This window comes from Flavihumibacter rivuli, assembly GCF_018595685.2.
GTDB classification, from domain to species: domain Bacteria; phylum Bacteroidota; class Bacteroidia; order Chitinophagales; family Chitinophagaceae; genus Flavihumibacter; species Flavihumibacter rivuli.
Genome location: NZ_CP092334.1, coordinates 809,219 through 835,311 on the forward strand (window position 1 = coordinate 809,219; position 26,093 = coordinate 835,311).

The 26,093-nt window shown below is 48.8% G+C and carries 22 protein-coding genes; 16 read left to right on the forward strand and 6 right to left on the reverse strand.

The genetic code is table 11. The features are described 5' to 3' along the window. The first annotated feature begins 7 nt into the window (after window positions 1–7). The 3 genes from glmM to KJS94_RS03630 all read left to right on the forward strand — a co-directional run bounded on the left by glmM (window position 8) and on the right by KJS94_RS03630 (window position 3,586). Window positions 8–1,387 carry a phosphoglucosamine mutase gene (glmM, locus tag KJS94_RS03620; protein WP_214449043.1) on the forward strand — a complete coding sequence of 460 codons (1,380 nt, stop codon included), beginning with the start codon at window positions 8–10 and terminating at the stop codon, window positions 1,385–1,387. Window positions 1,388–1,495: 108 nt separating this feature from the next. Next, window positions 1,496–2,623, forward strand: coding sequence for a cysteine desulfurase family protein (locus KJS94_RS03625; RefSeq protein ID WP_214449042.1), 1,128 nt, complete (start codon window positions 1,496–1,498; stop codon window positions 2,621–2,623). A gap of 294 nt (window positions 2,624–2,917) precedes the next feature. Further along, the gene (locus tag KJS94_RS03630) at window positions 2,918–3,586 is read left to right on the forward strand and encodes a porin family protein (RefSeq protein WP_214449041.1); all 669 of its coding nucleotides are present in this window, start codon (window positions 2,918–2,920) and stop codon (window positions 3,584–3,586) included. A gap of 124 nt (window positions 3,587–3,710) precedes the next feature. Here KJS94_RS03630 and mutS read toward each other — a convergent pair whose 3' ends face one another. Next, window positions 3,711–6,332, reverse strand: coding sequence for a DNA mismatch repair protein MutS (gene mutS / locus KJS94_RS03635; protein ID WP_214449040.1), 2,622 nt, complete (start codon window positions 6,330–6,332; stop codon window positions 3,711–3,713). A 219-nt stretch (window positions 6,333–6,551) separates the two neighbouring features. Between mutS and KJS94_RS03640 the strand changes: the two genes are divergently transcribed. The 5 genes from KJS94_RS03640 to KJS94_RS03660 all read left to right on the forward strand — a co-directional run bounded on the left by KJS94_RS03640 (window position 6,552) and on the right by KJS94_RS03660 (window position 10,178). Further along, on the forward strand, window positions 6,552–7,082 hold the full coding sequence (locus KJS94_RS03640; protein ID WP_239804281.1) for an RNA methyltransferase: 531 nt from the start codon (window positions 6,552–6,554) through the stop codon (window positions 7,080–7,082). Between the two features lie 121 nt (window positions 7,083–7,203). Beyond that, the gene (locus tag KJS94_RS03645) at window positions 7,204–8,136 is read left to right on the forward strand and encodes a UbiA-like polyprenyltransferase (RefSeq protein WP_214449039.1); all 933 of its coding nucleotides are present in this window, start codon (window positions 7,204–7,206) and stop codon (window positions 8,134–8,136) included. 27 nt (window positions 8,137–8,163) lie between these two features. After that, window positions 8,164–8,580 (forward strand): Holliday junction resolvase RuvX, encoded by a 417-nt coding sequence (gene ruvX, locus KJS94_RS03650; RefSeq protein WP_214449038.1) that lies wholly within the window; start codon window positions 8,164–8,166, stop codon window positions 8,578–8,580. A 50-nt stretch (window positions 8,581–8,630) separates the two neighbouring features. After that, window positions 8,631–9,209, forward strand: coding sequence for a peptide deformylase (gene def / locus KJS94_RS03655; protein ID WP_214449037.1), 579 nt, complete (start codon window positions 8,631–8,633; stop codon window positions 9,207–9,209). 6 nt (window positions 9,210–9,215) lie between these two features. Next, entirely contained in the window at window positions 9,216–10,178 is a 963-nt protein-coding gene (locus KJS94_RS03660) for a hypothetical protein (RefSeq protein ID WP_214449036.1), read from the forward strand. A gap of 35 nt (window positions 10,179–10,213) precedes the next feature. On the opposite strand, the gene KJS94_RS03665 is transcribed toward KJS94_RS03660, so the two are convergent. Next, on the reverse strand, window positions 10,214–11,281 hold the full coding sequence (locus KJS94_RS03665; protein ID WP_214449035.1) for an RluA family pseudouridine synthase: 1,068 nt from the start codon (window positions 11,279–11,281) through the stop codon (window positions 10,214–10,216). 117 nt (window positions 11,282–11,398) lie between these two features. Between KJS94_RS03665 and lipB the strand changes: the two genes are divergently transcribed. Then, a complete protein-coding gene (lipB, locus tag KJS94_RS03670; protein WP_214449034.1) occupies window positions 11,399–12,112 on the forward strand; it encodes a lipoyl(octanoyl) transferase LipB in 714 nt (237 codons plus the stop codon). Between the two features lie 15 nt (window positions 12,113–12,127). On the opposite strand, the gene KJS94_RS03675 is transcribed toward lipB, so the two are convergent. Both KJS94_RS03675 and KJS94_RS03680 read right to left on the reverse strand, forming a co-directional pair. After that, the gene (locus tag KJS94_RS03675) at window positions 12,128–13,066 is read right to left on the reverse strand and encodes a hypothetical protein (protein ID WP_214449033.1); all 939 of its coding nucleotides are present in this window, start codon (window positions 13,064–13,066) and stop codon (window positions 12,128–12,130) included. Window positions 13,067–13,143: 77 nt separating this feature from the next. Further along, window positions 13,144–14,043 carry a 1-aminocyclopropane-1-carboxylate deaminase/D-cysteine desulfhydrase gene (locus KJS94_RS03680; protein WP_239804282.1) on the reverse strand — a complete coding sequence of 300 codons (900 nt, stop codon included), beginning with the start codon at window positions 14,041–14,043 and terminating at the stop codon, window positions 13,144–13,146. 74 nt (window positions 14,044–14,117) lie between these two features. Here KJS94_RS03680 and KJS94_RS03685 point away from each other — a divergent pair, with 74 nt between their 5' ends. Beyond that, window positions 14,118–15,020, forward strand: coding sequence for a nucleotidyltransferase family protein (locus KJS94_RS03685; RefSeq protein ID WP_214449032.1), 903 nt, complete (start codon window positions 14,118–14,120; stop codon window positions 15,018–15,020). A gap of 71 nt (window positions 15,021–15,091) precedes the next feature. Here KJS94_RS03685 and KJS94_RS03690 read toward each other — a convergent pair whose 3' ends face one another. Together KJS94_RS03690 and KJS94_RS03695 are read right to left on the reverse strand one after the other, a co-directional pair. After that, window positions 15,092–16,180: a S1C family serine protease gene (locus KJS94_RS03690; RefSeq protein ID WP_214449031.1), complete on the reverse strand. Its 1,089-nt coding sequence runs from the start codon at window positions 16,178–16,180 to the stop codon at window positions 15,092–15,094. Continuing rightward, window positions 16,180–16,746 (reverse strand): RNA polymerase sigma factor, encoded by a 567-nt coding sequence (locus tag KJS94_RS03695; RefSeq protein WP_214449030.1) that lies wholly within the window; start codon window positions 16,744–16,746, stop codon window positions 16,180–16,182. The genes KJS94_RS03690 and KJS94_RS03695 overlap by 1 nt, the downstream gene beginning before the upstream one ends. A gap of 141 nt (window positions 16,747–16,887) precedes the next feature. On the opposite strand from KJS94_RS03695, the gene KJS94_RS03700 reads away from it, so the two are divergent. The 6 genes from KJS94_RS03700 to KJS94_RS03725 all read left to right on the forward strand — a co-directional run bounded on the left by KJS94_RS03700 (window position 16,888) and on the right by KJS94_RS03725 (window position 26,075). Next, window positions 16,888–17,094, forward strand: a complete 207-nt coding sequence (locus KJS94_RS03700; RefSeq protein WP_214449029.1) for a hypothetical protein — start codon at window positions 16,888–16,890, stop codon at window positions 17,092–17,094. Between the two features lie 468 nt (window positions 17,095–17,562). Then, window positions 17,563–19,512, forward strand: coding sequence for a T9SS type A sorting domain-containing protein (locus tag KJS94_RS03705; RefSeq protein ID WP_214449028.1), 1,950 nt, complete (start codon window positions 17,563–17,565; stop codon window positions 19,510–19,512). Window positions 19,513–19,540: 28 nt separating this feature from the next. Further along, window positions 19,541–20,086, forward strand: a complete 546-nt coding sequence (locus KJS94_RS03710; protein ID WP_214449027.1) for a T9SS type A sorting domain-containing protein — start codon at window positions 19,541–19,543, stop codon at window positions 20,084–20,086. 19 nt (window positions 20,087–20,105) lie between these two features. Further along, window positions 20,106–22,835 carry a beta strand repeat-containing protein gene (locus KJS94_RS03715; protein ID WP_239804283.1) on the forward strand — a complete coding sequence of 910 codons (2,730 nt, stop codon included), beginning with the start codon at window positions 20,106–20,108 and terminating at the stop codon, window positions 22,833–22,835. Next, window positions 22,819–23,502, forward strand: a complete 684-nt coding sequence (locus KJS94_RS03720) for a hypothetical protein (RefSeq protein WP_239804284.1) — start codon at window positions 22,819–22,821, stop codon at window positions 23,500–23,502. Before KJS94_RS03715 ends, KJS94_RS03720 begins: the two co-directional genes overlap by 17 nt. Then, a complete protein-coding gene (locus tag KJS94_RS03725) occupies window positions 23,499–26,075 on the forward strand; it encodes a beta strand repeat-containing protein (RefSeq protein ID WP_239804285.1) in 2,577 nt (858 codons plus the stop codon). The genes KJS94_RS03720 and KJS94_RS03725 overlap by 4 nt, the downstream gene beginning before the upstream one ends. Window positions 26,076–26,093 lie beyond the last annotated feature (18 nt).

The following is a 26,093-nucleotide window of genomic DNA, read 5'->3' on the forward strand; positions in this document are numbered from 1 at the left end:
TTGAACCGTGGCATTGATAAAAAGTATATCTGGAATTCGTGGAACCATAGGCGGGCATCCTACTGAAAATTTAACCCCCCTCGACGTCGTTCGGTTTACCGCTGCATACGGCAGCATGTTGCTCCACCAGAATAAAACCCCTAAGGTAGTGGTCGGCAGGGATGGAAGGATCAGCGGTGATATGGTTAACCAACTGGTGCAGCAAACATTGGCAGGACTAGGCATCAATGTAGTGGACCTTGGCCTTTCAACCACCCCGACTGTTGAGATGGCAGTGAAATGGGAAGGAGCGGATGGAGGTATCATCATAACGGCCAGTCACAATCCCAAGGAGTGGAATGCACTTAAATTATTGAATAGCGAAGGCGAATTCATTTCCGCAGAAGCGGGTGCACAGGTATTGGATATCGCTTCCCGCGATGATTTCCGCTTTGCCGCTGTTGATAAACTTGGATCCATTACCCCGAACCATACTTATATTGATAAGCATATTGAAGCGGTTGTCAACTATCCCCTGGTGAACTGCGAAGGCATCAGGAACAAGGGGTTCAGGGTAGTAGTGGATGCGATCAATTCAACCGGCGCCCTGGCCATACCCAAATTATTGTATGCCCTCGGCGTGGAAGATGTGGTGGTGCTGAACGGTGAAGTGAACGGCCGGTTCGCCCACAACCCGGAACCATTGCCCGAGAACCTGTCCGAATTGAGTGCAGAAGTGAAGAAGCGTGGTGCCTCATTGGGTATTGCCGTTGACCCGGATGTGGATCGCCTTTGCTTTGTTTGTGAAGACGGAAGCATGTTTGGGGAAGAGTATACCCTGGTGGCAGTTGCCGATTACGTTTTGAGCCATCGCAAGGGGAATACTGTTTCCAATATGAGCAGTACCAAGGCGCTGAAGGAAATTACCCTGAAGCATGGCGGGGAATATTTCCCATCAGCAGTAGGGGAGGTGAATGTGGTGAAAAGAATGAAGGAAGTGAATGCAGTGATCGGCGGGGAAGGTAATGGTGGGATCATTGTTCCTGACCTCCACTATGGCCGTGACGCCCTGATTGGTATCGGCCTATTCCTGAGTGCACTTTCCCAGCATAAGAACGGCATCAAGTCCTTCCGTGCCCGTTACCCTGATTATTTCATTTCGAAGAATAAGATCGAATTGGAGAAGGGCATTAATGTGGTGGATATCTTCGAGAAGATCAAGAAGAAATACAAAAAGCAACCGCTGAATACAGAAGATGGTCTGAAGATCGAGTTCGATTCGGACTGGGTACACCTCAGGACATCCAATACGGAACCGATTATCAGGATCTATGCTGAAAGTAATTTCGAAACCACGGCCAATAATATTGCCCTTCGCCTGATGCAGGACATCAAGGAGTTTATGTGATGCAGGCCGGCCTCCCTCCCGCAAGCCGGGGAAGGCTATTTGAAAATATTTACTGAACTTTGCGGCTTCCCGGTATTAAGGGAAGCTTTTTTATTTAACCCTAGCAAAGTGAAAAGGATCTATTTTGACAATGCGGCAACCACAGCCCTGGACCCCCAGGTGTTGGAAGCTATGATGCCCTTCCTGACAGAAAAATTCGGTAACCCTTCCTCCATTTACTCTTACGGCAGGGAAAGCAGGCTGGCGATCGAGAACGCCCGAAAGACCGTGGCCAGGATCCTGAATGCCCATCCGGCGGAAATATTCTTTACCTCCGGGGGTACGGAAAGCAGCAATACGGCTATTACTGCCGCCGTGCGCGACCTGGGCTGCAGGCATATCATTAGTTCACCCATAGAGCACCACGCCACTTCCCATACCGTGGAATTCCTCTACCGGAATGGTGAGGCTGCCCTTAGTTATGTAAAACTGCTATCCAATGGCCATGTGGACCTGGAAGACCTTGAGGCATTGCTGGCCTCCAGCGATGAAAAATGCCTCGTTACGCTGATGCATGCCAATAATGAGATCGGGAACCTGCTCGACCTTCATGCAGTAGGCGAGATCTGCAAGAAGTTCAATGCCATTTTCCATTCCGATACAGTGCAGACGGTTGGCCATTATCCATTCGACCTGCGCAATACCCCGGTGCATTTCATTACAGGAGCCGGCCATAAGTTCCATGGCCCCAAAGGGGTGGGAATGCTTTACATTAATGAGAACGTACAGATCAAACCCTATATCCATGGTGGATCTCAGGAACGGAATATGAGGGCCGGTACGGAAAACCTGTATGGTATTGTAGGCTTTGCCAGGGCGCTTGAACTGGCCACCAATCATTACGAGAACGACAGCATCTATATCCAGGGCCTTAAGGAATATATGGCGGAACAGTTACAGCTGCACATCAAGGGTGTTTCCTTCAATGGCGATACTTTTGGCCGAAGCCTCTATACCGTTTTGAATGTTTCCTTCCCTAAAACGGAGAAATCAGAGATGATCCTGTTCAACCTCGACATCAACGGTATTTGCGCATCAGGTGGAAGTGCCTGCACCAGCGGGGTAGACCAGGGATCCCATGTGATCAGGGCCATCAACAATAACCCCAACCAGGTAGCAGTACGCTTCTCTTTTTCAAAATACAATACCAAAGAAGAGATAGACCAGGTGGTCAATAAACTGAAAACGCTTATTTAAGCCCGGTATAATTTGTTTTAATAGCACCCATTGGGTGCTATTTTTTTTGCTGCTATGAGCTGACGACAAGGAAGCTAGCCTTCGGTACAACAACTCTTTAACAGATAGGAATAGCCGAAATGAATTTTTCTCAATACAAAGGAAAATGCGCTTTGACTGTGGCGCAGGTGAAAGGTTTAATGGGATGCCGGGATTTATTTACTTAACAAAAACTTAGACCTGTAGCGGGTTTCATGGCATGTTTTTCATTGCAATAAGAGTAAGCCGGCTATAAATCCCGGTTTGCAATTGGTTATGAAAAAGATTTTTACCCTGGCTGTTATGATGCTTGCAATCACTATCAGTTATGCTCAAACGAAGATTGGTTATGGTGTGAAGGCTGGAATGAACTTTGCCTCCATAACCGGAGACGCCAATACGCAATTGAATAATTTACTGGAACTATCCGATGGCATGGTGAAAACAAGCGGCAGGACCGGCTACCATGTTGGGGCCTACCTTCAGGTGCCCTTGACGGAAAATCTTTTACTGGAGCCTGCCTTGCTCTATTCCCGTAAGGGCTATGAACTGGAAGGTAATTTCGATTTCAAGATGTTGGAATTACTGGGTATTTCCGCCAGGGCGGAATTGATCAGCCAATATATTGACCTTCCGCTGGTATTGAAGGCTAAACTGGGTAAAGGCTTCCAGGTTTATGCCGGCCCACAGGTTTCCTATATGCTCCGTTCCGACCTCAGGGCCAGGGCCGGCTTACTGGGCATTAACCTGCTGAATGAAAAGTTTGATGTGTCTGGTTCGTTTAACAATTGGGATGCAGCCCTTACTGCCGGATTGGCTTACCAGTTTGGCAATGGGGTGAATGTATATGCCGGCTATGACCATGGACTAACCAGGATCGACGCAAACCGTTCTGTGGATGCCAGGAACAAGGTATTTCGAGTAGGGATGGGTGTTAGTTTCTAATGGAAAGGCCGACTGGCCATTCTATCCTGCATGGGTAAAAAGAACCGGTAAGGCAATCCCTTACCGGTTTGTTCTCTGTATATACTATCCTGGATTGCCATCGCAACCCTTTTCAATCAATTGATTACTTGATCATATTCTTGATCTCCTGCAGTTTTAACAAGGCCTCCACCGGCGTTAACCGGTTGATGTCGATTCCCTCCAGTGTTTTACGGATGGAGTCGAAGGTCTGGGAGTGGATATCGAAAATGGATAGCTGCATCTTGGGGCCTCCGATCTCCTTTACCTTTTCTTTCAGGCTGGTATCAGCATTCACTTCCTTTTCTGCCAGGTGCTTGCTTTCCAGTTGGACCAGGATCTCATTTGCCCTTTCGATCAGCGATGGGGGCATGCCGGCCATTTTGGCTACGTGAATACCGAAGCTATGGGTGGTGCCTCCGGGGGCTAGTTTGCGCAGGAAGATCACCTTATTGCCCACTTCCTTATTGGTGATATGGAAGTTCCGGATACGTGACCATTTGTTTTCCAGTTCATTGAGCTCATGGTAATGGGTGGCGAACAGGGTGAGCGGTGCCTGTGGTGCCTGGTGCAGGTGTTCAACAATGCTCCAGGCAATGGAAATGCCATCATAGGTAGAAGTCCCCCTGCCGATCTCATCCAGGAGGATCAGGCTGCGGCTGGTCACATTGTTGATGATGGAGGCGGTCTCATTCATTTCAACCATGAAGGTGGATTCCCCGCCACTGAGGTTGTCTGACGCCCCCACACGGGTAAAGATCTTATCCGTTACCGGGATATTCGCCTCCGAGGCCGGGACAAAGCTACCCATATGTGCCATCAGGGTGATCAAGGCAACCTGCCTTAACAAAGCGCTCTTACCACTCATGTTGGGACCCGTCAGGATAATGATCTGCTGGTCCGATTTGCTAAGGGTGATATCATTGTCGACATAGGTCTCACCCGGCTGCAGGTACCTTTCGATCACCGGATGCCTGCCCGCCTTGATCTCTAAGGCATCCTCTTCGTGTATGCGTGGACGTTTGTAACCAAATTGCAGGGCGTTCTGGGCGAAGCACAATAAGCAATCCAGGATGGCCAGGACATTGCCATTGGTCTGGATAGGGGAAAGGTAGTCCTGCAATTCATTCAGCAATGCTTCAAACAATTGCAGTTCGATCAGCAGGATCTTATCCTCGGCACCTGTGATCTTCTCTTCATATTCCTTTAACTCAGGGGTGATATACCGTTCTGCGTTGGCCAGGGTCTGTTTCCTGGTCCACCTATCCGGCACTTTGTTCTTATGGGTATTGGTTACTTCAAGGTAATAACCAAAAACATTATTGAAACCGATCTTCAGGGAGGGGATGCCGGTATTGGCCGACTCCTGTTGTTGCAATTGCACCAGGTATTCCTTGCCGCTGGAAGCGATCTTCCTGAGCTCATCCAGTTCGGCATGAACCCCTGAAGCGATGATGCCTCCTTTGACTGCTGTGGCTGGCGGGTTTTCAGGCAGTTCCCTGATGATCTTTTCAGCGATATAGGTACAGGGGTTCAGGGAGTCCACCAAACGTTTCAGGTAAGCATTCCCTGACTGGTGACATAGTTCCTTAATGGCCGCCACCTGGTTCAATCCCTTTGCCAGTTGCAATACTTCCCTGGGGCCGATCTTTTTAAGCGGGATCTTGCTGACCAGCCTTTCTATATCCCCACACTGGCGGATATGTTGCGCCAGTTGGGTTCTTAGGTCTACCTCGGTAATAAAATATTCCACCAGGTCGAGGCGCTCATTGATCCTGCCAGCTTCCTTCAGGGGAAAGACGATCCAGCGCTTGAGCAGCCTGGCCCCCATGGGGGATACTGTTTGGTCCAGCACCTTCAGGAGGGAATGGGTCTGGTCAGAAGGGCCGCCCAGTAATTCGAGGTTCCTGATAGTGAAACGATCCATCCAGAGGAAATCACCCCTGTCGATCCGGTGCAGGGAGGTGATGTGCTGGAGGTTGGGATGTTCGGTGTCCTTCAGGTAATGGATGATGGCACCTGCTGCCACCAGGCCATCCTTCATTTCCTCAACACCAAAACCTTTCAGGGAGTGGGTCTGGAAATGTTTCAGCAGGGTTTCCAATGCATAGCTTTCCTGGAAGATCCATTCATCCAGGGTATAGGTATAGAAACGGGTACCAAAGAATTCCTTGAACTGCTTTTGCCGGTGCCGCTGGAAAAGGACTTCGGCTGGCTGGAAACTTTGCAGCAATTTATCCGCATATTCCCTGTCCCCTTCGGCAACAAAGAATTCGCCAGTGGAGATATCGAGGAAGGCAATGCCATAACGGTTCTCCTCAATGAAATTGATGCTGCCCAGGAAGTTATTGGAATGGTGTTCCAATAGTTTGTCATTGGTAGCGGTTCCGGGGGTAACCATTTCTGTTACGCCCCGCTTAACAATACCCTTAGCTTGTTTGGGATCTTCCAGCTGGTCGCAAATGGCCACGCGGTATCCTGCCTTAACCAGCTTGTGCAGGTAGGTTTCCAGGGCATGGTGGGGGAATCCTGCCAGTTCGCTGGATGAAGCCGCACCATTATTCCTTTTGGTTAGGGTGATGCCCAATACTTGCGAAGCGATGATGGCATCGGGGCCGAATGTTTCATAAAAGTCGCCCACCCTGAAGAGCAGTACCGCATCGGGATACCTTTGTTTGATGGCCTTATGCTGCTGCATCAGGGGCGTTTCTGCACTCGATTTCGACATAGCCAGCAAATATAAGGGATGGCCATGGGGATGGGAAAGTATTGTTCCGGATGGTTGATATCGTGTGAAGATTTAAATGTTTGGAAACGATAGTGACCGGGTAAGTCCTGACCAGGTTATCATAAGCCTGGTACATATCTGAAATAATGTTATGCTGTGTATCCAGCCCGCTTCAATGGAAACTGCAGGCTTGCCGCTCCAAAACCCTAATTTTGCGCCATGCGAAAATTGAGCATGGACGAGTTGAACAGGAAGTCTGTGGACGAATTCCGCAAGGCTGAAAAAATACCTGTTGTAGTGGTGTTGGACAATATCCGCAGCATGCATAATGTGGGCAGCGTTTTCCGCACGGCAGATGCTTTCCTGATAGAGTCCATTTACCTGTGTGGGTATACCCCCCAGCCGCCCCATCGCGACATCAACAAGACCGCGCTGGGAGCTACAGAAACCGTGGCATGGGAATATTTCCCTTCAACCCTGGAGGCAGTGGTGGCGCTCAGGCAAAAAGGCTATGGGGTGTACGCGGTGGAACAGGCCACTGACAGTTACCTCCTGAACCGAATCGATACGGACCTGGATGAAAAGATAGCGGTGGTCTTCGGTAATGAAGTGTCCGGTGTGGACAGTGAGGTGCTGAAGCATTGCGATGGTTGCCTTGAGATCCCCCAATTAGGCATGAAACATTCCCTGAATGTATCGGTAGCTGCCGGGATCATTTTATGGGAATTGGTTAGGGAAAGGATCGGTTAGGTCTGCTGGCTGAAACCGGATAACCCTGGTCGTTTTCCGGAACCAAGCCACACCCTTGACTGTTAATAATACACATGTGCTACCTGTTAGGTAGCCTTCTTATATAAAAGTTGAGATACTGATGAGCACTATAAAGAATTACCTGAGCCTGATCAAGTTCTCGCATACCATATTTGCGATGCCTTTTGCCCTGATCGGTTTTTTCCTGGCCTCCCGCGAATCCATCCTCGAATTCTTTGGGGGATGGGGCAAGGATGCACTTCCTTCCCAATGGTCAACGGTCGATGGTGCCCCTGGCAGGCCCTGGTGGGTACTATTGGCATTGGTGGTCCTTTGCATGGTCTTTGCCCGTAGCGCGGCCATGGCCTTTAACCGCTACCTGGACCGGCATTTTGATGCGAGGAACCCCAGGACCGCCATCCGCGAGATACCTGCCGGCATCATCGGGGCAGACAAGGCCCTGGTATTTACGATAGCCAGCAGTTTGCTTTTTATCCTTTGCACCTGGTTCATCAACCGCTTATGTTTCTTCTTATCACCTGTGGCCCTATTGGTGGTCCTGGGTTATAGTTATACCAAGCGCTTCACGGCACTATGCCATTTGGTACTCGGACTAGGGCTTTCGCTAGCGCCCATCGGTGCTTACCTGGCCGTTACCGGCAAGTTCGACTGGTTACCTATCCTGTTTTCCTTTGCTGTCATCTTTTGGGTGAGTGGTTTCGATATCATCTATGCCTTGCAAGACGAGGAATTCGATCGCAGCAACCAGTTGCATTCCATCCCCGCTGCCCTTGGCAAATCCAGGGCCTTGAAAGTTTCGGAATGGCTGCATGCCCTGAGTGCGGCAAGTGTAATAGCTGCAGGGTTATATGGCGACTTCGGTTGGTTGTATTGGATAGGGGTGGCTGTTTTTGTAGGAATGTTGGTTTACCAGCATTCCATCGTTAAACCCAATGACTTGTCGCGGGTGAACATCGCCTTTATGACAGCCAATGGAGTAGCCAGTGTGGTCTTTGCCCTTTTCGTCATCAGCGATTTATTTGTAACACTATAATCTTCCCCAAACTATCTTCACACCACTATGGCCCGGATCTTAGCTATCGATTATGGAGGGAAACGTACAGGTCTCGCAGTGACTGACCCGTTGCAGATCATCGCCACCGGATTGACAACTGTTGCCACCAAGGACCTGATCGCCTTTCTCAAGGACTATTGCACGAAGGAACAGGTAGAACGGTTCATTATTGGGGAGCCCCGCAATTGGGATGACTCAGAAACCCATGCTACACCGTTGGTAGAAGCATTCATCAAGGAGCTGGCCAGGCATTTCCCCGCTATCCCCATTGAAAAAGTAGATGAGCGTTATACCTCAAAGATGGCTAAGCAAAGCATGCTCGAAAGTGGTATGAAGAAAAAGGACCGGCGAAAGAAGGAATTGGTGGATGAGATCGCCGCGACCATCATCCTGCAGGAATACATGGGACGTTTCAATCCCTGATTCCCCGCGGTTTTCTTACCTTTGCCAATTGATTAAAGTGAATTGAATCGATGATTTTACCTATCGTAGCATATGGCAACCCTATTTTAAGAACGGTTGCCAAGGATATTTCACCGGATTATCCCGGACTGCAGCAACTCCTCCTGGATATGTGGGAGACCATGTATTACAGCAATGGGGTAGGGTTGGCTGCTCCCCAGATCAACAGGGATATCAGGATCTTCGTGGTGGATAGCCTCCAGATCATAGAAGGGATGGATGAGGATGAAAAGGGGGAGTTCCCGGAAGACAAAGGCATCAAGGAGGTATTTATCAATGCGCATATCAAGCAGCTGGACGGTGAACCATGGCCCTACAATGAAGGCTGCCTGAGCATTCCCAAGATCAGGGAAGATGTATACAGGCCAGAGGAAGTGACTCTGGAATACGTGAATGAGCATTTTGAGCCGCAGGTGAAAACCTTTACCGGTATTACCGCCAGGGTTATCCTTCACGAATACGATCATATTGAAGGCAAATTGTTCATCGACCACCTTAAACCCCTCAAGCGTAAACTGCTCAAGGGTAAACTGGATGATATTGCCAAAGGCAAGATCAGGGTTGACTATAAAATGATGTTCGCCAAATAACCTGGAATGATTTTCTTTAGGATAAAGCCTGTCAGCGTATGTGCCTTGCTGATAGGCTTTTTTTCTGTTGTCCTGTTAAGCCCGGATGCATTTTCGCAGGATACTACCGTGTTCGTGGACAGCAAATCGATCACCCTCAGGGAAGTGGTGGTGCGATCCAATATGGATGTTCCCTCGTTCATCAGGAGGGTTCAGCTCGATACCAGTTTCTATAAATCCTTCAAGAACCTCAGGGTCCTCGGTTATACCTCACTGAATGATATCAGGATGCTGGGTAAGCAGTCTCAACTGCAGGCTTCCATGAAAAGCAGGACCAGGCAATATTACCGCAACGGTTGCCGGACAATGGAAGTGCTGGAAGAATCCATTACGGGCGATATGAAGGACCGATCCGGCGACTGGAATTATTCCACCGCGGAAATGTATGCCGGTTTATTCTTTACTGAAGGTATGGTATGCGGTGAAACCAATACAGTAGCTGGTGCAGAAAGAAAGGTGAAGGACAAGAGGGGTATGGCTAAGCACAAGGAGCAATTGAAAATGCTATTCTTTGATCCGGGGAGGAAGATACCTGGGATACCTTTTATTGGTGAGAAGATCAATATATATGAACCACCCATGGCGGACTTGTATGACTTTGAAATTGATATGGCACCCTACAAGGGACAAAACTGCTATGTGTTCCGGATCAGGTCAAAGGATGGATTGCGAGGAGCAGAGCAGGACAAGGTCGTGATCAATTCCGTAACCACCTATTTTGACCAGCAGTCCATGCAGATCACGGCCAGGCAATATGACCTCAGTTACAATGCAGTTGCCTATGACTTTGATGTGCAGATGGAAGTGGAAATAGGACAACATAGTGGTTTACAGGTGCCAGTTCTTGTCAGGTATACCGGCAACTGGAAGATAGCTTTTAAGAAACGGGAGCGCGGGGTATTTACGGCCACCTTCTTTGGTTTCGAATAAAGAACTACCCGCCGCAGCGGGTAGTAGATGAAAGATTATTCTTCCGGAACGCCTTTGAACTTTACATAGTTCCGCCATTTTTCGATCAACTCTTTCATGTCTTGGGGAAGTTCGCATTCAAACAGTACTTGTTCGCCGGTGCCGGGGTGTTTGAAACCGATATTCCTCGCATGCAGGGCATGGCGTGGACAAATGGCGAAGCAGTTCTCCACAAATTGCTTGTATTTACTATAGACAGTACCTTTCACGATCCTGTCGCCACCATAGAAGTCATCATTGAACAAGGGGTGGCCGATATGTTGCATATGTACCCTGATCTGGTGGGTCCTTCCTGTCTCCAGCCGGCACTCTACCAGTGTTACATAACCGAACCTTTCCAGCACTTTATAATGGGTGATGGCTTCCTTGCCATGGTCCCCTTCCGGGTAGGCATCGAAAAGCTTACGGAACCGCTGGTGCCGCCCGATGTGGGCATTGACCGTTCCTTCGTCTTCTGACGGGTCACCCCAGACCAATGCGATATACCGACGGAAAACAGTATGGTCGAAGAATTGTTTGGCAAGTGAAGTGACGGCTTTGTCTGTTTTGGCCAGCACCATCAACCCACTGGTATTCTTGTCTATCCTGTGTACCATCCCATACCTTGGAAGGGTTTCCTCAGAAATGTCCTTATTCTTTTGTTTCAGGTACCAGGCCACCCCGTTGATCAGGGTTCCGTTAGGGTTACCCGAAGCCGGGTGCACCACCAGGCCGGCCGGTTTATTAATGATCATCACATCATCATCCTCGTATTGGATATCCAGGGGAATGAACTCCGGAACGATCTGCTCTCCCTTCACTTCCTTATCAGAGTAAACAATGATCTCGTCGCCCGGCTTTACCTTATAATTTGGTTGTACGTTCTTGCCGTTCACCGTAACCATTCCGCTCTCAATGGCTTTTTGTACCTTGTTGCGGGTGGCATACTCGATCCTGCCCACCAGGAATTTGTCAATCCGGTACGGCTCCTGGCCTGGGTCGCAGGTTATGGCGTGTCGTTCATAAAGTTCATCACTGCTTTCGCCGTTCTCCAATAACTCTTCTTGTTCACTTGCTTTTGACATGGTCCGGGTTTATTTCTGCAAAAATAGCTTTCAACAGGCATTCCTGAGGTTCCGGGGCCAGGAATAGTGGAACATTGCGATAATGGAGAGGATGGATATTCCTATTACCTTTGCGGCATGCAGGAAGTATTTTTCAGGGACCTGGGCCAGATGGCTTATCGCGAAGCATGGGATTTACAGGAACAACTATTACAGGAAAACTTAAAGCTTAAAGCGGCTTCTTTCCAGCCTGTTGAAAATGAAAGGGTGGATACACAGGAATCTACCTGCCATCACCTCCTTTTCGTTGAGCATCCCCCTGTATATACCCTTGGAAAAAGCGGGCATATGGAACATGTGCTCATCAGTGAGGAAGACCGTTTAAATAAAGGGATCGAATTCTATAAGACCAACAGGGGAGGGGATATCACCTTTCATGGGCCGCAACAGATCGTTGGATACCCCATCCTCGACCTGGAGAAATTCTATACGGATATTGGCCGCTACCTGCGCAACCTGGAAGAGGTCATTATACTGACCATGGCCGATTATGGTTTGAAAGGGGAGCGGTCCCCTGGTGAGACCGGTGTATGGCTGGATCCTTTTACACCGGGAAAGGAAAGGAAGATTTGTGCAATGGGCGTTCGATGCAGCCGCTGGGTAACCATGCATGGGTTTGCCTTCAATATCAATACAGACCTTGGTTATTTTGATCATATCGTGCCATGTGGCATCAAACAGAAAGCTGTTACCTCCCTGGAAAAGGAACTGGGCAGAAAGGTTGATTTTGAGGAAGCCAAGGCTGCCGTAAAAAGGAATTTTGGGAAGGTCTTTGAGGTGAAGCTCATGTAAGCCTGGAAAGGTTCCCTAAAAATCCTTCCCTACATAAACTTTATTCTTCTCCTTTATCACCCCATTTTCAAATAACTCAAAGGAGAACCAACCGGCATGCAGGAAATTGACTTTGTCCAGGTGCAGTAAGGTGTCGTGTATATCCTTTACTTCAAACAGGAAGGAGTTGTCGCTATCATAGAACCTGACCTTGTATTGTTTCGACCTGGCATCGGGCAATTGGATATTCACCCACCCATCCTTGTCTGTGAATATGTATCGTGAGGGACGGTAAACCTCTTTTGGGATGAAGGGCCTGATGAGGAAGGTATCAGGATGGATTACCTGCAGGGTGTCCTTTGTCCTGTTGGCAATGGAATCCCTGAATCTTTTGGAGTTCCGCTCGTTGATGAAAGTGATCAGGCTATCCCTTCGCTTTATGGCGATATATTTTTCAACCACCGGTTCCGGTTCCACCTTTGTCTTCTCTTCCTTTTTAACTGGTGCCGGTTTCTTTTCAGGGCTTACCACAACCGGTTGCACCGGGGTTTCAGGTTGTGTTGGGCTAGGTTCGTTTTCTGCTGGCTTTGTTGGTTCCTTCCTGGGTGTTGGTTTAACCCCAACAGGCCTTCTTGCCCTGCTGAATTGGTATTTACCGCTATCCAATAAAATATAGAGCCGGTAGTATTGGCTGTCATTTGGAGCCTTGGCATCTACAAATCCATTTTGGGGAACAGTGGGATCCGGAAGGGTAATAATGGTCTTGAATTGCCTGAGACTGTCGGGAGACCTTTGGATACTGATCTGGCGTACCTTATTTCCATAGGGATTGGTCCACCCGATGATCACCCTGTTTCCACTTCTTTTTTGCAGGGAGAATTCAGGAAGGCTGTCCTGTGCATGCATTACATGGCCAAGGGAAAGCAGGAACAATACCAATAGGATCGCTATTTTTTCAGGGAGGGTTAATGCCATCAGGGCAAATATAATACAGTAAGCTTGGTGAAAAAGATTTTCTCTTGTGCATTAAGGGGAAGTGGAAAGGATGATGTTCAAAAGATCAATTCACCCTTTAGCAATGACCTGTTGCCTTGCAGGCCACCACTATGGATGAGCAGGATATTGGAGCCTTTTGGGAAATAGCCCTTCCCTGCAAGATCAAGTATGCCATAGCATAATTTGGAAGTGTAAACGATATCTGTTGGCACGGATGTTTGTTGGTAAAAACCATTCATGAAGTCAAGTAGCGAAGACGGGTGTTTGGCATAACCGCCAAAATGGTAATCAAAAAAGATGCGCAACCGATCACTGTTGATCCTGCCATGCACCATCACTTCCTCGGTAAGATGATCTTCCCCTTTTAATGCGCTGATCCCAACCAGTTGCTGGAGGGGCAGCGACCTGCGCGCCAGTCCTGCCAGCATGGTCCCTGTCCCTACAGCTGCGGCAATATGGGAGAATTGCTCAAGGTTGCTGACAGCATCCAGGATGGTTGCGGCGCCCTGTATACCAGCTTCCCCATATCCCCCTTCCGGTATCAAGGTCCAGTCTGCGGCAGGGAATTCAGCAAAGAGGGGCTGTTGGGTTTTCAGTTGGTATTGTTCCCTGGAAACGAAGAGGAATTTCATGCCATAACCCTCAGCTTCCAAAAGTGTGGGGGACAATGTTCGGGGTTCTTCACCCCTGATGATGCCATAGGAAAGCAATCCGTTTTCCTTTGCAGCGAATGCTGCAGCAACAATATGATTGGAATAGGCCCCACCGAAAGTGACCAGTCCTTTTTTACCTGACTGCAGGGCTTCTTCCAGGTAATAACGCAGTTTGAACCATTTGTTACCGGATACCACGGGATGGAACCTGTCGAGTCTGAGGATATTTATCCTGGTATCCCCTTTTAATGGAATAGTGATCGGTTCTATTGCAGGGGTAAATGATGATTGTTCAGGCTTCATGAATTGGCAATCCTTTGCGTTACGGCAATTTTAAGGTATGTACTATATTCGTGCTCAAATTCAAAATTAGAGCAATGCAAGCTACCCTTGTTATCCTGGCTGCCGGTATGGCTTCCCGTTATGGAAGCCTGAAGCAGATCCAGTCATTCGGACCCAGTGGTGAAACGATATTGGAATACTCCATTTTTGATGCGATAAGGAGTGGATTTAAGAAAGTGGTATTCATTATCAGGAAGGATTTTGAAAATGATTTCAGGGAGATCTTTGGCAAAAAACTGGAAGGACGGATTGCGGTTGATTATGTCTTCCAGGATTTGAATGCTTTTGTGGATGGCCACCCTGTTCCGGCAGACCGTACCAAGCCTTGGGGTACAGCCCACGCCGTGTTGTGTGCCCGTGATGCCGTAAAAGATCCCTTTGCAGTGATCAATGCCGATGATTTCTATGGCAGGGATGCCTTTGAAAAGGCTTACCAGTTCCTTTCCGGTGATTGCAATGAACAGAAGTATGCCATTATTGGGTACGACCTGATGAAGACACTTTCAGAGAATGGAACAGTGAATCGCGGGGTTTGTGAAGTAGATGAGAAAGGCAACCTGAGTTCGATCGCCGAGCGGATCAACATCTCCCAGCAGGACGGAAAAATAGTTTGTGACGATAATCGTGAGCCAAGGGAATTGCCGGTGCATTCCAGCGTATCCATGAATTTCTGGTGTTTCCATCCCTCCATTTTTGTCATCAGTGAGAAAATGTTCCACAAGTTCCTTCAGGATAATTCGGCCAATCCCAAAGCTGAATTCTTTATTCCGATCGTTGCTGACGAATTTATTAAGAAGGGTATGGGAACCATTCCGGTGATCCCGACATCTGCCCAATGGTTTGGGGTAACTTATAAAGAAGATGCTCCGGGGGTCCAGAAAAGCCTGGATGAGTTGGTTGCTTCGGGCGAATACCCGAATAACCTATGGGCGTCCTGACCCGGTTTTAAAATATAGGACATAAAAAAGCCATCCTGAAGGACGGCTTTTTTATTATCGTTAAATAGTGCTTAATAGCTCATTACATTGAAGATACAGTCTTCGATCTTCTTAACCTGTTGAACCCTTTCCATACCCCTGAGGGAGGACTGGAGGGGAAGCCTGATCTCTTCTGACCTCAGGGAATCCAGCGCCCTGAAGATATTCTTGCTCTGGCTGCTGAACACCACCCCTTCGGCGGTAACCTGCTTACCGCTAAGTACCCCGATCACCTCACCTGATTTATTGAAGATGGGACCTCCTGAGTTACCCGGGTTGGCAGAAATAGCGATCTGGTAGGCTACGGTATCGCCCTTGTAGCCGGTTTTTGCACTCAGGTAACCTTCGTTGTACACGATCTCAGTCCGGGGAAAGCCAAGGGTAAAGATCGGCTCCCCGAGGTCTGACTTACCCTTGCGGATGCCGTAAGGAAGTTTACCCAGAGGCTGGAATCTTTCATCATCAATTTTTAATACGGCAATATCAGTATTATCATTGGCTATCAATATTTTAGCCTTAAAATAATCACCTTTAGAATTGACAATATATACGGAATCTGCCTTGGCAACAACATGGGCACTGGTCACCAGGTAACCTTTACCATCGATCAGGAAACCTGTGCCCCCGAATTTACCGGGAGCGGCTGGCCGGGGAGAGCTGCTGATAAGGGTGTTATTGATCTGGTTTAGGGTTTGCTTCTGTGAAATCTTGACAGCGTTGATCTCCTTTTTCAGCTGGGCTATTTCAGAAGGGCTGCCCTTAGGGGTAAAATAGGAAACCAATCCGCTGATGGCCAGGGCCGTTAGGCCTGCAATGCTGGCTGCCATGCCCAGTACCTTTTTGTATTTGCTCACCAGTTGGATCACCTTTACCTTGGGGATTTCCTCCTTGATCTCACCCGCTTCAAAAAGGTGCTGGTGGGTTTCATGCAATTGGGTTCGGAACTGTTTTCTTTCCCCGAATTCATTGAGCTGGTGCAGGAACATGGTGTGCTCCACTACCAGCTGGTCAACATCCGGGTTGGTTTTGCGCAGTTGTTCAAAATATACCCGCTCCTGGGAAGACATTTCCCCCCGGATATATTTCTCGATGGCTTCCATCAACTGCATTTCTTCGCTCATTACACCTGGTTTTTATATTGGGCAAAAAAGATTTTCTTCAGTCTCATCAGGCATTTGTACTTCTGGGTCTTGGCATTGTCCGCGGAAGTGTAGCCAAAACTGGTTGCGATCTCCGACATGTTCTTCTTCTGGAGGTAATAGGCTTCCAAAAGACTTTTACAAGGTTCCCCCAATCCCATCATGGCCCTTTCCATCACCTGGAACTCGTGGTTCCGCTGTTCGTGCATGTCCAGGTCTTCTTCCACCGGAACAGTCTCGGCTGCCCCATCTACCTCAGCTGAAAAACGCTGTAATTGTTGTAATCGTTTGAGCCACAATCTCCTGGCTACCGAATACAGGAAGGTGCTGATCAGGCAGTTCAGTTCAAAATTTCCCGTCCGGGCTTTTTCGTACAAAACCACCATCGCCTCCTGGAACACATCGCGGGCATCGTCAATGGTGCCATTATTGTTCAGGACGAGCGATTGCACCATATTATAATTCTGTTTATAAATGGTTTCGGTGGCCTGCCTGTCATTAACAGCCAATCTGCTTAGCAATAATTTTTCTGATGCGTCTGCGCTCACAACCTTCTATTGTTTAATACCCAAAATAACAAATAGTAACCCTTTTGGGCGGTCCAAAATTTTTTTTTCAAAATCCGGGTTACCTTTTTCAGGTTCCGGTATAAATATCAAATCATTCATTCAAACAAAACACAATTTCAAATGAAAAAGCTCCTTTTCGTTCTGGTTATTGGCGCATTTGCAGCTTGTAACAACGCTGCTGAAACTACTGAAGCTGTAGTTGATTCTGCTGCTGCTACTGTTGACTCTGCTGCTGCTGTAGTAGACTCAGCTGCTGCAAAAGTTGATTCTGCTGCTACTGCTGTAGTTGATAGCGCTAAGGCTGCTGTTGACTCTGTAAAGAAGTAAGAATTTTCATATGGCAAGCAATCGTTAGAGGCCGTCCTGTTCCCAGGAGGGCTTTTTTTTTGCTTGGTAATCACAGATCTATGCCGGTTGACAAATATTGTCGACCGGCATTTTGTTTTTTACGGGTGCTGCTTGCGTAAATTCCCCAAAATGCCATAGGAAAGTTCCGAAGAATGAAAATTTCCTTAAAAAATGTTAGCGTTTCCAGAATAATTCTATTTACTTAGTCGTTGTATTGAAGTCCAGATCCTTTGTCCAAAAATCACATTTCTATGAAAGCAACTGTACAAATCAATCTTATTTGTGCGCCTGGTTCAGGGTGCACAGCTCCCCCGGTTTATCATAAGGAACATTTTATGTTCACAGATCCGTCTCTTATAAGGAGCCAGGAGGATGTGTTCTTGTTAAATTATTGATCCATTTTACCTGTCATGAGCAGGTATTTGGTGTATACGACAATTCTTCCTTATGAAAAATCTGATTTTCCTATTCCTAACCATTGCGCTAGGGCTTACGAATGCCCGGGGCCAGATCACCACTCCCCGACGGTATGCCAATTTTGGTGTCGATGGGGAAGTGATCGCCAACTTGTTTAGTCCGCCACTAAGCACTTCCCCCCTGGATGACTGGTTCAAGAATAATAACCGGGCAGGTATAAATGTTATCGATACCACCGGGGCCACCAGCATTACAAACATGTATGCTACCTCTCCTGCATTCAGGCAATTGCCTTTTTTCAGGGTAATGAGCGTTCCTCCTTATACTGTTAACCTGAATAAGCTGCTCATTGATGCAGTTTTCATCAGGGACTACCATGGGGATGACTCCACTGCATTCACCCTATCCAATAAGAATGCTATGAGTCCCCAATTGTGGAATGGAGCCATAGCTAAGGGTATCCCGGATAAGAATGATATCCTGGATATTTTTGTTCATGTAAGGAGGGATGGTTCCACCGCTATTGATTCTATGTACTTCTTTGGCGGACTGGCCATTGATGGGACGAACGGCAACAAGTACTTTGATTTCGAGCTGTACCAAACCGATATTTTTTACAATCGAGCAACAGCCAAGTTTACGGGTTGGGGACCCAATGCCGGTCATACAGCCTGGCAATTTGATGCAGCAGGAAATATTACCGCCATCGGTGATGTGATCTTTTCTGCTGAATATGGAGGTAGCGGCCTCAGTGACCTGAAAGCCTATATCTGGATTAATAAAGCCTCATTATCCCTCACACCTCAGAATTTTGTTTGGGGTGGTCCATTTGAAGGAGACGGTGCTGGTGCTACTTTTGGCTATGCACAGATCCTTCCAAAGCAAGCCGGTCCATTCTACACAGGATTGGTTAATACTGCCCCCACCTGGGCGGGTAGCTTCCAATTGGTTCGGGCCAACAATACTGTCCAAACTAATTTCGATGCCAGCCAATTCCTGGAATTTTCTGTAAACATGACCAAGATCGGCCTGGATCCCTATACTCTGCTAGGAGGCAATGCCTGTGGCCTTCCCTTTAGGAGAATATTGGTGAAAACCCGTGCATCTTCATCATTTACTGCAGAGTTGAAGGATTTTATCGGACCCTTTGACTTTTTCGATTTTGAATCTGTTGAGGCGGCAGCTGACATTCCACTGCTTTGCGGGAATTCAGTAAGTACGATAAGTGTAATTAACCCTTTACCCACTTCAGTATATACCTGGGCTACCCCCAACGGTCGAATTATCAGCGATACCAATGGTTTCAGCATTGTGGTAGATACTCCAGGCACTTATATTGTTCGCCAGGAATTGTTTAATGGTTGCGGAACCTATGCAGCTGACACAGTGGTTATTTTCAAAGATTCTACCTGCGCCATATTACCAGATAATAAGATGGACTTGCGTGGTGTAATAAATGGTGATAATGCCCGTTTAAGTTGGATAGTCGGTTACAATGAACAGGTTGCGAGTTATGTAGTTGAAAGAAGCAGTGATGGAAGGAGTTTTAGCCAGGTTGGGGAAATGCCTTCAAATGGCCAGATTGGTTCAGCGGGCTATAACCTTGAAGATTTCCTGGGTAATGTGAGCGGGTCAAAAGTGTATTACCGTATCAAGATCGTCAGGAAAGATGGGTCAGTCCGGTATTCCACTGTCATTGCACTGGATCTCAAATTGGATGGCAAGGTCCCATTCCTGATTGCTCCTAACCCCATCAAGGATAACATGCAGTTGGTCATTCCTTCCAACAGCAGGCAACAGGCAACTGTGAATATTTATGACGCAGCAGGCGCACTGATGAGTTCCAGGAAAGTGCAGTTGGAAAGAGGTAATAATATATTCCAGTTCAATGGATTCGAGCGGTGGAGCAACGGTGTTTATACCGTCAGGTTGCAGGTAGGTGACCAGGTCCACACAGAAAAGATGATCCTTACCCGATAGATTAGATAGATAATTGAAATCCAAGACTATGATTTTTCGAAATCGAAAAAAATGGCTGCTGGCCTTTACTGTCGGCGTTCTAGCTGTTACCGGCGCAAATGCGCAGGATGGTAGCAGTGGTACAGTAAACGTGACTGGAGGTTCAGCTACCAACGATAAGTTCAGCCTGGAATGGAGTATAGGAGAGCTAACGTTGATCGATACCCGAATGTCGCCCAATAAGGCATTCATGGTAACCCAGGGCCTGCTCCAGCCGTCCTTTGTTCCTGCACTGGTAATGGTCAGGGATCCGGGATTTGCCAAGGATGAGATCAGGATCCTGCCCAACCCGGTAAGGTCCCAGCTTCAGATCCAGTGCCTTGTACAGCAGTTGGGAAAAATGAAATACATGCTGTATACGGAGAATGGACAGCGCATGCTCCAGAATTCGTTTAACTATTACGGTTATGGAACCATGCACACCATCAATATGACCAAATTGGCTGCAGGAACCTACATGTTGTACCTCGAGCTTGAGCCAATTGAAGGGTCAGTAGTAAGAAAAGGAGTTTTCAAAATAATAAAGGTCGATTAACCATTCAAAATCCAATCCGATGATAAAACACGTAATGCCATTAGTGGTAGGACTGTTTTTATGCAGCACGCTTAAAGCACAGGTGCCAAGACAGTTCAATTACCAGGGTGTAGCCAGGAATTCTTTTGGTGCAGCCATTTCCAACCAGACCGTAAGTCTCAGGCTTTCCATCAGGGAAGGCAGTGTTAATGGTGCCGTCCTCTACCGGGAAACCAGGACCGTTAATACCAACCAGTTTGGCTTGTTCTCTACCAGTATTGGTGGACCAGGCGCCACCAGTGTGGATGGCGACCTCAAGAATGTAGACTGGACCACCAATGCCATCAAATACCTGGTGGTTGAGATGGATCCAAAAGGAGGATCTGCCTTTGTTTCTTTGGGCGGATCACCCATGTCCAGCGTGCCTTATGCATTATTTGCAGAGTATGCAAAACCCGGCGGACAGGCAGGTGGTGACCTCAGTGGTACCTATCCTAATCCTGTTGTGGCCAATGGTGCCATAACCAATACGAAAATTGCCGATAACGCAGTTGGGGCAGCCAAGATCCAGAACGGAGCAGTGACATCTGATAAACTTGCAGATGGATCCGTTACCGCTGCCAAGCTTGCTCCTGGTGTAATCCCTACTTCATTGCCTGCCACTGGTGCAGCAGGGGGGGACCTGGCCGGTAATTTCCCTAACCCATCCATTAAACCTAATGCGGTAACCACCGAGAAGATTGCGGATGGTGCCGTAACAGCTGATAAACTGGCTCCTGGTGTTATCCCTTCTTCCCTTCCGGCGAGCGGGGCAGCAGGAGGTGACCTAAGCGGGTCCTATCCTAATCCAGCCATTGCTGCCAATGCGGTGACCTCAGGAAAGATCGCTGATAATGCCATTACAACTTCCAAGGTTGCCAATGGTGCCATTACCGCTGAGAAGCTTGCACCAGGTGTGATCCCCACTTCCTTGCCCATCAGTGGTAATGCGGGTGGTGACCTGAGTGGAAACTACCCTAATCCAACCATCGCAGCCAATGCGGTAAATGCTTCCAAGATCGCGGACAATGCGGTTGGTTCAAGCAAGCTCGCTGATGGTGCTGTAACCAATAACAAGTTGGCCGATGCTGCTGTTGGTAACAATAAACTGGCTGATAACAGTGTAACCACTACCAAGGTGGCTGATGGTTCTATCACCGCCTCCAAGTTGGCACCCGGTGTCATCCCGACGTCCCTGCCGATCAGTGGTAATGCGGGTGGTGACCTGAGTGGTACTTACCCGAATCCTGCCATCGCTGCAAATGCCATCACCACTGCTAAGGTTGCTGATGCTTCCATTACCAATCCCAAGCTGGCTGATAATAGTGTGACCTCTACCAAGATCGTTGATGGTTCCATCACTGCATCAAAACTGGCGCCTGGTGTGATCCCCACTTCGATTCCTGTGAGCGGAACTGCTGGTGGAGACCTCAATGGTACCTATCCCAATCCAACAGTGGCTGCCAATGCCATTACCAGTGCAAAAGTTGCTGATAATGCCATTACCAATACCAAGATTGCCAATGCTGCAGTGGGTACATCCAAACTGGCTGACGCGTCAGTTACCACGGCCAAGGTTGCCGATGGATCGATCACTGCTGCGAAACTGGCTCCTGGGGTGATCCCTACTTCACTGCCGGTGAGTGGAACTGCAGGTGGTGACCTGACTGGAAATTTTCCTAACCCAACCATTGCTAATAATGCAGTGACCACTGCAAAGGTGGCTGATGCTTCTATCACCGCCGCCAAACTGGCTCCCGGTGTGATCCCTACCAGCCTTGCCCCAAGTGGTGCTGCTGGTGGAGACCTGAGTGGTACCTATCCTAACCCAACCATTGGTGCAGGTGCTGTGAATGCCACCAAGCTGGCTGACAACGCGGTGACCAATACCAAGGTTGCTGATAATGCCATCGTGACTTCCAAGGTTGCCGATGGATCAATCACTGCTGCGAAACTGGCTCCCGGTGTGATCCCCACCTCATTACCAGTAAGTGGAACTGCGGGTGGAGACCTTTCTGGAAACTATCCGAACCCAACCATTGCTGCCAATGCCGTTGGTACGACCAAGATCGCTGATGCGGCTGTTACCAATGCGAAGCTGGCCAATAATGCAGTGAATACTGCCAAGATCGCTGATGCTTCTATCGTAACTTCCAAAGTTGCTGATGGATCTATCACTGCCGCGAAACTGGCTCCCGGTGTGATCCCTACTTCACTGCCGGTGAGTGGAACTGCAGGTGGTGACCTGACCGGAAACTTTCCTAACCCAACTATTGCTAATAATGCAGTGACCACTGCAAAGGTGGCTGATGCTTCTATCACCGCCGCCAAACTGGCTCCTGGTGTGATCCCTACCAGCCTTGCCCCAAGCGGTGCCGCTGGTGGAGACCTGAGTGGTACCTATCCTAATCCTACTGTAGCCAATAATGCAATCAGCTCAGCCAAGATCGCTGATAATGCTATCGTAACTGCTAAGGTTGCCGATGGTGCGATCACTGCCGCGAAACTGGCTCCTGGTGTGATCCCCACTTCACTGCCGGTGAGTGGAACTGCAGGTGGTGACCTGACTGGAAATTATCCTAACCCAACCATTGCCAATAATGCAGTGACCACTGCAAAGGTGGCTGATGCTTCTATCACCGCCGCCAAACTGGCTCCTGGTGTGATCCCTACCAGCCTTGCCCCAAGTGGTGCTGCTGGTGGAGACCTGAGTGGTGGTATCCTATCCTAACCCAACCATTGGTGCAGGTGCTGTGAATGCCACCAAGCTGGCTGACAACGCGGTGACCAGTACCAAGGTTGCTGATAATGCCATCGTGACTTCCAAGGTTGCCGATGGATCAATCACTGCCGCGAAACTGGCTCCCGGTGTGATCCCCACTTCACTGCCGGTGAGTGGAACTGCAGGTGGTGACCTGACTGGAAATTATCCTAACCCAACTATTGCCAATAATGCGGTGACCACTGCAAAGGTGGCTGATGCTTCTATCACCGCCGCCAAACTGGCTCCCGGTGTGATCCCTACCAGCCTTGCCCCAAGTGGTGCTGCTGGTGGAGACCTGAGTGGCACCTATCCTAATCCAACAGTGGCTGCCAATGCCATTACCAGTGCAAAAGTTGCTGATAATGCCATTACCAATACCAAGATCGCTAATGCTGCAGTGGGTACATCCAAACTGGCTGACGCGTCAGTTACCACGGCCAAGGTTGCCGATGGATCGATCACTGCCGCGAAACTGGCTCCCGGTGTGATCCCCACTTCACTGCCGGTGAGTGGAACTGCAGGTGGTGACCTGACTGGAAATTATCCTAACCCAACCATTGCTAATAATGCAGTGACCACTGCAAAGGTGGCTGATGCTTCTATCACCGCCGCCAAACTGGCTCCCGGTGTGTGATCCCTACCAGCCTTGCCCCAAGTGGTGCTGCTGGTGGAGACCTGAGTGGTACCTATCCTAACCCAACCATTGGTGCAGGTGCTGTGAATGCCACCAAGCTGGCTGACAACGCGGTGACCAATACCAAGGTTGCTGATAATGCCATCGTGACTTCCAAGGTTGCCGATGGATCGATCACTGCCGCGAAATTGGCTCCCGGTGTGATCCCTACTTCACTGCCAGTGAGTGGAACTGCAGGTGGTGACCTGACCGGAAACTATCCTAACCCAACCATTGCTAATAATGCAGTAACCACTGCAAAGGTGGCTGATGCTTCTATCACCGCCGCCAAACTGGCTCCTGGTGTGATCCCTACCAGCCTTGCCCCAAGCGGTGCCGCTGGTGGAGACCTGAGTGGAACCTATCCTAATCCAACCGTAGCCAATAATGCCATCAGCTCAGCCAAGATCGCTGATAATGCTATCGTAACTGCTAAGGTTGCCGATGGAGCGATCACTGCCGCCAAACTGGCTCCCGGTGTGATCCCTACTTCACTGCCGGTGAGTGGCACAGCAGGTGGTGACCTGACCGGAAACTATCCTAACCCAACCATTGCCAATAATGCAGTGACCACTGCAAAGGTGGCTGATGCTTCTATCACCGCCGCCAAACTGGCTCCAGGTGTGATCCCTACCAGCCTTGCCCCAAGTGGTGCTGCTGGTGGAGACCTGAGTGGTACCTATCCTAACCCTGCCATTGCAGCGAATGCTGTTGGTACGACCAAGATCGCTGATGCGGCTATTACCAATGCCAAGCTCGCCAATAATGCAGTGAATACTGCTAAGATCGCTGATGCTTCTATCGTTACTACCAAAGTTGCTGATGGATCTATCACTGCTGTGAAACTCGCCCCTGGTGTGATCCCTACCAGTCTTGCTCCATCCGGTGCTGCTGGTGGCGACCTGAGTGGTTCTTACCCTAATCCTACTGTAGCCAATAATGCCATCAGCTCAGCTAAGATCGCTGATAATGCCATCGTAACTGCCAAGGTTGCCGATGGTGCGATCACTGCTGCAAAACTGGCTCCCGGTGTGATCCCTACTTCACTGCCGGTAAGTGGAACAGCAGGTGGTGACCTTTCTGGAAACTATCCTAACCCGACCATTGCTGCCAATGCAGTGACCACTGCTAAAATTGCTGATGGTTCTATCACCGCCGCCAAACTGGCTCCGGGTGTCATTCCTACCAGCCTCGCCCCAACAGGTGGTGCCGGGGGAGACCTTGCGGGTACCTATCCCAACCCTTCCGTTGGAAGGATCCAGGGAATTGCCGTGGCTAATACAGCGCCAACAAACGGTCAGATCCTGAAGTACAATGGTACAGCATGGGCTCCGGCCAATGAAGCTGCTGCTTCAGGGTTGACCCTGCCTTTTACCCAGACTATTTCCAATGCATCGGATCTTTTCACGATCAATAATTCAGGTGCTGGAAATGCTTTGGTGGGAATCAACTCTTCTGCGAACCCCAATTCAAGTGGTGTAAGGGGTGGATTGACATCAAACACACCAGGTGCAAATGCTGCTGCTATCTATGGTTTTGCCAATAGTAACCAAACCGGCCTGAACATCTACGGTTATGGTGTTTGGGGGCATAACAATGGCAATAGTGGTGGTGTGTTGGGTTCCAGTGTGAATGGTAATGGTGTGATCGGTAAGGCTAACGCTTCCAACAAAGCAGGTGTATATGGTTATAGTGAAAATGGAAATGCAGGTTTCTTTGACAACTCAACAGCGACCAACTATACCAGCGCTATTTACTCCCAAAGCCGTTTCGGAACAGCTATACAGGCGTCTAGTACTGAAGGGATCGCCATTGATGCGGCTTCTGACAGCCCCGATTATCCAACGGTCAATGCCGCCAATTTTACTGGTGGCATGGCGCTGATGGCAGGTAGTGTTAGTGATTTGAACCCAACTATTATGACTGCGAGCTATGGCATGGCCCCTGGTTTGTACGCCATGGGTAACCTGGGTGGTACTGGTGGTACTGCGATCATCGCTGAACTGGGTAGTGGACCCGGAAACATTGCTGAATTCAAGGTCGGAGGAACCAATGTTGCCAGGATCGACCATACCGGTAAAGGATTCTTTAACGGTTCCGTTCAGTCGTCCGGTGCTGATGTGGCAGAATTCTTTGCTGTAGAAGGCTCCAAGGCAAGCTATGAAGCTGGTGATGTGTTGGAAATCTCGACTGAGGGTGACCGTAAGGTGGTAAAATCCTCCAAGCCTTATTCAACCCTTGTTGCAGGTGTTTATGCTACCAAACCTGGCTTGCTGCTGACTGAAGAAGATGCAGTGAAAAACAACCTTGATGCGCTGGTGCCAATGGGAGTGATCGGTGTGATCCCTACCAAGGTTTGCATGGAAGGTGGTGCTATCAAGCGTGGTGACCTGCTGGTAACCTCATCCATCCAGGGTGTGGCCATGAAGGCTGATCCCGACAAGGTGAAAGTGGGACAGGTAATTGGTAAGGCACTGCAGGATTACAATGCAAATGGTGTTGGTAAAATAAATGTGTTGGTAAGCGTTAAATAATCAACTAAAAATTCATTC

Excerpts from the sequence above, each read along its gene's own strand:
- KJS94_RS03630 (WP_214449041.1), top strand. The coding sequence starts at position 2,918 with ATGAAAAAGATTTTTACCCTGGCTGTTATGATGCTTGCAATCACTATC.
- KJS94_RS03685 (WP_214449032.1), top strand. The coding sequence starts at position 14,118 with ATGCAAGCTACCCTTGTTATCCTGGCTGCCGGTATGGCTTCCCGTTAT.
- KJS94_RS03710 (WP_214449027.1), top strand. The coding sequence starts at position 19,541 with ATGATTTTTCGAAATCGAAAAAAATGGCTGCTGGCCTTTACTGTCGGC.
- KJS94_RS03645 (WP_214449039.1), top strand. The coding sequence starts at position 7,204 with ATGAGCACTATAAAGAATTACCTGAGCCTGATCAAGTTCTCGCATACC.
- mutS (WP_214449040.1), bottom strand. The coding sequence starts at position 6,332 with ATGTCGAAATCGAGTGCAGAAACGCCCCTGATGCAGCAGCATAAGGCC.
- KJS94_RS03680 (WP_239804282.1), bottom strand. The coding sequence starts at position 14,043 with ATGAAGCCTGAACAATCATCATTTACCCCTGCAATAGAACCGATCACT.
- KJS94_RS03640 (WP_239804281.1), top strand. The coding sequence starts at position 6,552 with ATGCGAAAATTGAGCATGGACGAGTTGAACAGGAAGTCTGTGGACGAA.
- KJS94_RS03665 (WP_214449035.1), bottom strand. The coding sequence starts at position 11,281 with ATGTCAAAAGCAAGTGAACAAGAAGAGTTATTGGAGAACGGCGAAAGC.
- KJS94_RS03675 (WP_214449033.1), bottom strand. The coding sequence starts at position 13,066 with ATGGCATTAACCCTCCCTGAAAAAATAGCGATCCTATTGGTATTGTTC.
- def (WP_214449037.1), top strand. The coding sequence starts at position 8,631 with ATGATTTTACCTATCGTAGCATATGGCAACCCTATTTTAAGAACGGTT.
- KJS94_RS03705 (WP_214449028.1), top strand. The coding sequence starts at position 17,563 with ATGAAAAATCTGATTTTCCTATTCCTAACCATTGCGCTAGGGCTTACG.
- KJS94_RS03700 (WP_214449029.1), top strand. The coding sequence starts at position 16,888 with ATGAAAAAGCTCCTTTTCGTTCTGGTTATTGGCGCATTTGCAGCTTGT.
- KJS94_RS03660 (WP_214449036.1), top strand. The coding sequence starts at position 9,216 with ATGATTTTCTTTAGGATAAAGCCTGTCAGCGTATGTGCCTTGCTGATA.
- ruvX (WP_214449038.1), top strand. The coding sequence starts at position 8,164 with ATGGCCCGGATCTTAGCTATCGATTATGGAGGGAAACGTACAGGTCTC.
- KJS94_RS03690 (WP_214449031.1), bottom strand. The coding sequence starts at position 16,180 with ATGAGCGAAGAAATGCAGTTGATGGAAGCCATCGAGAAATATATCCGG.
- KJS94_RS03715 (WP_239804283.1), top strand. The coding sequence starts at position 20,106 with ATGATAAAACACGTAATGCCATTAGTGGTAGGACTGTTTTTATGCAGC.
- lipB (WP_214449034.1), top strand. The coding sequence starts at position 11,399 with ATGCAGGAAGTATTTTTCAGGGACCTGGGCCAGATGGCTTATCGCGAA.